The sequence below is a fragment of the Algoriphagus antarcticus genome (genome assembly GCF_002150685.1).
GTDB lineage: Bacteria > Bacteroidota > Bacteroidia > Cytophagales > Cyclobacteriaceae > Algoriphagus > Algoriphagus antarcticus.
Genome location: NZ_MSSW01000070.1, coordinates 50335 through 56530, shown reverse-complemented (window position 1 = coordinate 56530; position 6196 = coordinate 50335). Strand labels below are relative to the sequence as shown.

The 6196-nt window shown below is 43.3% G+C and carries 3 protein-coding genes and 1 pseudogene; all 4 read right to left on the bottom strand.

What is annotated here, in order from left to right; genetic code table 11:
* Positions 1-160 precede the first annotated feature (160 nt).
* Complete coding sequence (locus tag BVH04_RS20610) at positions 161-1624, bottom strand: RagB/SusD family nutrient uptake outer membrane protein (protein ID WP_086543351.1); 1464 nt, start codon at positions 1622-1624, stop codon at positions 161-163.
* An 18-nt stretch (positions 1625-1642) separates the two neighbouring features.
* Positions 1643-4702 carry a SusC/RagA family TonB-linked outer membrane protein gene (locus tag BVH04_RS20605; protein WP_086543350.1) on the bottom strand — a complete coding sequence of 1020 codons (3060 nt, stop codon included), beginning with the start codon at positions 4700-4702 and terminating at the stop codon, positions 1643-1645.
* Positions 4703-4899: 197 nt separating this feature from the next.
* Positions 4900-5745, bottom strand: a pseudogene (locus BVH04_RS20600) (SDR family oxidoreductase).
* A 94-nt stretch (positions 5746-5839) separates the two neighbouring features.
* Positions 5840-6088: a DUF7218 family protein gene (locus BVH04_RS20595; protein ID WP_086543349.1), complete on the bottom strand. Its 249-nt coding sequence runs from the start codon at positions 6086-6088 to the stop codon at positions 5840-5842.
* Between the last annotated feature and the right edge of the window lie 108 nt (positions 6089-6196).

Genomic DNA, 6196 nt, shown 5'->3' with positions numbered 1-6196 from the left:
TAGCGTACATACAGTTATTTAGTATGCATATCGGCGATTGCAACAGTAACCAAATCGAATTTTCCTCACCTCCTTACACAATCCTAATTCGGTGAGCGAGCGAAGTCGAGGCCGTTTGGTATGTCAAATACTACTGGCAATAAAGCTGATAATCATATATTTAGTATCCTGGATTCTGATCACTCGGACTCATTGCCTCGTTGAAATTCAGTTCTTCCAGTGGAATAGGCCACAGGTAATGCTTTTCTGCAATCATAATTCCTTTGTTTTTCAAGACAAATTCATCAGCTCTGCCCGTTCTTTTCAGATCCAACCAGCGCTTGCCTTCAAACTGAGTTTCGTAGGCTTTTTCCTGAAGAATCAGATCCAAAAAGCTTTCTACAGTAAGGTCCGTCATCACAAAATCCAAATCGGACACCAGCATAGGATCAAGCCCAAAAGCTCTGCGATGCACTTGATTTACTGCCTCCAGATTCTTTTCGGTAAGCCCATCAACTCTCGCAGAAGCTTCCGCATAGATGAGAAGTAACTCCGAATAGCGGTAAATAGGAATATCATTTCCTGCGCCGGTATTATCCACAGCTTGTGATTCAGCGTATTTGCCATTCACCATAGTAGAATCACCCAAGCCAAACTTGACAAGTTGCCAAAGTCCTTTCCTCAGATCACCGTCTTGCCACTCTTTATAAAATGGATTTGTTGCATCGCCATAGTGAGCATAGGCTCCTCCAAAATTATAAAGTTTGGTGCTTGGATGGTTCATTATCCAAGGCAGTCCGCTGCCTTGACCAGTCTGTCTGGCAAATTTGAAAGAGAAAATCTCCTCGCTCGATGTGACCAACGTAGCGCCGAAAATCTTCGCCCGAATATCGTCCACAGTGGTGACTTTCACCAATTGGAATTCCTCGGAATCAATTACTTCTTGAGCCTTAGTTTTTGCCATTTCATAATTCGCCAGCTGAAGATAAACATCTGCTAAAAGTGTTTTTGCTGCCCAAAGAGTTGGCCTTCCAGGTACTGTAGCATTGTTGGGAAGGTACATTTCGGCATTTGCCAGATCTGCCAAAATCAGGTCATAGACTTCTGCTGGGCTGCTTTTCGGCACATCCTTTTCGGTAATATTTTGATCTGTTCGAAGTGGAACTCCTCCCCAATTTCTCACCAAGTCAAAATAAGTGAGTGCTCTTAGGAATTTGGCCTCAGCGGAATAGAGATTCATTTCCGCTTCCGTCAATACTTCACTTAGCTGAGCTTTCTGGATGACTAAATTGGCATTTCGGATTCCCTGATAAAAGCTGTTCCATCGTGCTGCCGCAGCATTGATGTTAGTAGGATTGAATCCTTCAAAATCATTGTATTGAGCACGGCTACCTCTCCCATATCCCCAATCTGTATGGGCACTGAGGACAGCGATCTGCTCTGATCTTACCATCCGCAAGGGAAAGTAAATCGCGTTCGTAGCTGCGTCAAAATCCGATTTGTTCTGGTAGAAATTCTCCGAGACGATTGTTTTGGGCTCTTCGTCCAGAAGACTCTCACAGGAACTTGCCATACCTCCGATAGCTAAAAATCCGGCTATCAGAAGTTTGGGGTTTACTATTTTATAATTTTTATATGTTTTCATGGCTTGATTTTTTGAGGTTTAAAAAGTTGCGTTCAGACCTACGGTGTAGGATTTCGGGATCGGATAACTGAAATGGTCTATCCCCAATCGATTGTCGCTGCCTTTACTGTTCACTTCAGGATCCCACCAGGAGTAATTCGTCAAAGTCAGCAGATTTTGTCCACTGGCGTAGATTCGGAGACTTTGGAGAAATTTGCCCCTGGAGTTTTTCAGTGGAAAATTATATGCTAACAATACGTTTTTCAGTCTTAGGTAAGAACCATCTTCTACAAATCTATCCGACACACGAGCTGTAGAACTTCTGCTGATCTTTGGATACTTGGCATCTGTATTTTGCGGCGTCCAGTTATCCAGCAGCACCTCCTCCGGCATGTTCAATCCCTGTCCATAATCCAACGTGCTGGAAATCGCGCTGACATTCATAATGTCATTTCCTTTGCTCCCTTGGAAGAAAAAATCGAGTTGGAAGCCTTTGAAACTCATATTGGAATTAAAGCCGTAGAAAAAGTCTGGATTTGGATTTCCGATATACGTCTTATCTGCTGCGGAGATTTCTCCATCGTTATTCAAGTCTTTAAATTTGATGGCTCCCGATTCGGTATAGCCATCTTCCTGATATCCCCAAAACTGCCCTAATGGTCTCCCCTCTTCCATAATAGAAAAATTGTCTGCGACCGTGATCACATTGATGAAATTCGTGAGTAGCGGTTGCCCTTCGTTCAGACTAAGGACTTTGTTTCTGTTGAAAGAGATATTTCCATCCAGACTCCATCGGAAATCAGATGCGAAAATCTGGGCGTATAAGCTTAATTCCACTCCTCTGTTTTCTATAGAACCCACATTGTCTATCGTCGTGGTATAGCCAAAAGAACTCGGCAAACGAACGGTACTTAGCAAATGATCGGTGGTTTTGAGGTAATAATCAGCACCCAACACGATGCGATCCTGCCAAAGTCCCAGATCCAATCCCAGGTCAAATTGCTCGGTGGTCTCCCACTTTAGATCTCCAGGAAGCGTAGAACCCGGTGCGAGGAAATTATACAATTGATCCCCAAAAATTGTGAAGCCAGGGAAAAGCCTATTCAGTGTTGCATAAGGACTAATAGCCTGAGATCCTGTCAATCCCCAGCTTGATCTGATTTTCAAAGTAGAAATAGTGTTCTGGGATTTCATGAAATTCTCCTCAGATACTTTCCAGGCGAGAGCTCCAGAAGGAAAATAACCCCACTTATTTCCTTCACTGTAGCGAGATGAACCGTCTGCACGGAATGATGCTGTGAAAAGATATTTATTATAAAAGCCATAGTTCACTCTACCCAGGTAGGAAAGCAAAACGGAATTCGCATAGCCTGAAGTCGGGATGCCAGGCGTCTCCGCAGCTCCCAGATTATCAGTTTCATAGAGATCGCTCAGGAATCCGGCACCGCTTCCCGCTAGAAATTTGGTAGTAAAATCCTGATAAGTAATACCTGCCAATACATTCAAATCATGCTTATCATTGAATACATCAGCATAGGTAATTGTATTCTCATTCAGACGGCTGACATACTGACTTGTACTAATACTTGCATTTCCGTTGCTGTTGATGAAGTCTCGGCTTCGGTAATTGTCCGTTCGGTCATCCCGGTTTTCAATACCTCCGGATATTTTGATCGTAATCTCCGGAACAGGATTGTAGCTAATTGCAGCGTTGGCAAGGATGACATTTGCAGTAATCACAGTTGATTGCTCGTTGATGAAGTTGAGTGGATTGACTATGTCAGGAGAGATAAAGGGAAAATCGTTTGCCAGATTGTTGATGGATCCATCAGGTGAAAAAGGTGTGGAAAGTGGGGAGGCTACCAATGCCGATCCAATCATACTTGCACCCCGCGCTCCGCCATCACTGTCTCTTCGTGCAGTGACTAGCTTACTCAGCGTGCTATTGAAATCAATCTTGAATTTGTCACTGATCTTGTGATTAATAGTAGATCGGATAGAGTATCTGTCATAATCTGAACCCTTGATGATACCATCCTGCTGATAGATACTTCCCCCGATTAAGAATTGTGTGTTATCTCCTCCACCTGACACATTCAGTGAGGTATTTTTGATTGGCGCTTGTTGGAAAATTTCATCCTGCCAATCCGTGCCTTCTCCGAAACCATTGACTTCAGCATCTGTGAAATACGGATCCAAACCATCATTTTTCGCTTGAATATTCATCAACTGAGCGTATTGATTTCCATTCATCAGGTTCAGCTTTTTTCTCAGACTCTGCACACTGTATGACGCATCAAACTCAACTACCGTCCCTGCTCCGCTGCCATTTTTAGTGGTGATTAATACAACGCCATTCGCACCTCTGGAACCATAAATCGCTGTTGATGAAGCATCCTTAAGGATTTCTATGCTTGCGATATCCGAATTATTCAGGTTGGTAGGATTTCCTGAGAAAGGAAAACCATCAATTACATAAAGAGGATCGTTATCACCCTGGATAGAATTTGCACCACGGATCCTTACAGAAACTCCGCCTCCGGGTGCGCCATTATTCTGGATTACCTGAACGCCCGCAGCCCGACCGCTCAGTGATTGAAGTACATTGGAAGTTGGGAAAGCATTCAGTTCATCCGAGTTCACTCGAGATACCGCGCCAGTAAGATCGGCTCGCCGTGCAGAACCATAGCCGATCACGACTACCTCATCCAGTTCTTGTTCATCATTCACCAGAGTCACATCTATGGTAGACTGATTTCCGAACTTGACCGCCTTGGACTGAAAGCCCATAAATGAAAATACCAGCACGACGCCCTCCTGACCTGCTGGTATTGCTATGGTGTATGTTCCCGAATCTCCGGTAATGGTTCCAGTTTGGGTTCCTTTGATCTGCACAGTTGCACCTGGCAATGGGCTATTCCCTGCATCCTTCACAATTCCAGAAACGGAGGACGTACTTGGCAAAACCGAAGGAGGAATGATATCTCTTATTGGCACAGTATCCTGAGGATACCGGGATGAATTATTTTCTGCTAATATCTCTTTGGGCAGTCCCAAATAAATACTCGCCACGAAAATTAAGATTGCTGTCTTTTTCATAGTTGGTAGGTCAAATTGAAACAATCGAGGGGTATTGTTTCCGGTAAGAAACCAACTACTATTCCAGTAGAATAATTATGTGGATCCAGTGCCTCATATACGGTCGATTAGCGGATTTGAGCATAAAATGAATCTGTAATCTGGGAAATTGAAATCGTTTACCATTTCATCGATCATCACTATGTGGAGTATTGACCTCATACTGCCCTTGAAAACCTAATACTAAAACATTTTTTGAAAGCTTGCTTCCTCCCTTTTCCGCCGGCTATTTTCCCGCCATTTACATGGATAAATTGGCCTGTGATACAGGAACTGTCTTCACTCGCAAGAAAAACATATGCAGGTGCTACCTCACTTGGCTGGCCTGCTCTACCCAAGGCAGTATCTTGACCAAAATCGGTCACATCGTCAAACGTAGCAGGAATTAAAGGTGTCCAAATTGGACCGGGAGCTACACCGTTTACACGAATTTTATCCTTTGCCAGCATCAGTGCCAAAGAGCGGGTAAATCCTACAATCGCACCTTTCGTACTTGCATAATCAACCAAATGTTTGCTCCCCCGATATGTGGTTTCTGAACTGGTGTTGATGATTGTATCGCCAACCTTGAAATGCGGCATAGCGAATTTTGCCAAATGGAAAAACGAGAAAATGTTAGTCTCGAACGTTTCCTGAAGTCGCTTTGCCGTGATGGAAGTGAGCTCGGACTTAGGGAATTATACAGCTGCATTATTCACCAAAATATTTATTCCGCCTAGCTCTTTTACACACTGGTTTAGCACTTTTTTGCAGAAGCTCTCAGACTTGAGGTCGCCGGCTATCAGCAAACATTTTATACCTTCTTTTTCTACCATCTCTTGGGTATACTTCGCGTCCTTGTCTTCGCTGAGATAGACTATTGCTACATCTGCGCCCTCGCAGGCAATGTGAACAGCAACGCTTCTCCCTATTCCGCTGTCTCTGCCTGTGATCAGGGCAACTTTATTTTTTAATTTTCCGCTCCCCTTGTATCCCTTTCGGATCACTTCAGGTTCTGGTTTCATTTTACTTTGCTTTCCCGGTAACGATTGCTTTTGGTCTTTAAATTCAGTAGGTTTTTTCATGGTTTTCGTGGTCTAGTATAGTTGAAAATTTTAGTCAGGAATTTCTTAGTGCAGAGATCAATTCCGGCTTGCTCATTTTGCTTCTGCCTTCGATTCCTACTTCTTTTGCTTTTTCATAGAGTTGCTGTTTGGACCTTTCTTCATATTCTTTCGCTTTGCCACCTTTTTTTCCCGAATTGGGTGTATTTGAGATTCGAGCAGCCTTGGTTTTGCTCATACCTTCATTCAGCAGTGCCTCGTATTTTTCATCGTTTTTAATGCTTGATCCATGGTTCTTTGTCATGATTTCTAGGGTTTAGGGTTAGGAAATTCTATTTTTCAAGAATCTGAAGGCCAGATTTCACCAGCAAGAAATGCGCTGTCAATCAAGTTTTCAACTTACTGTAAATCA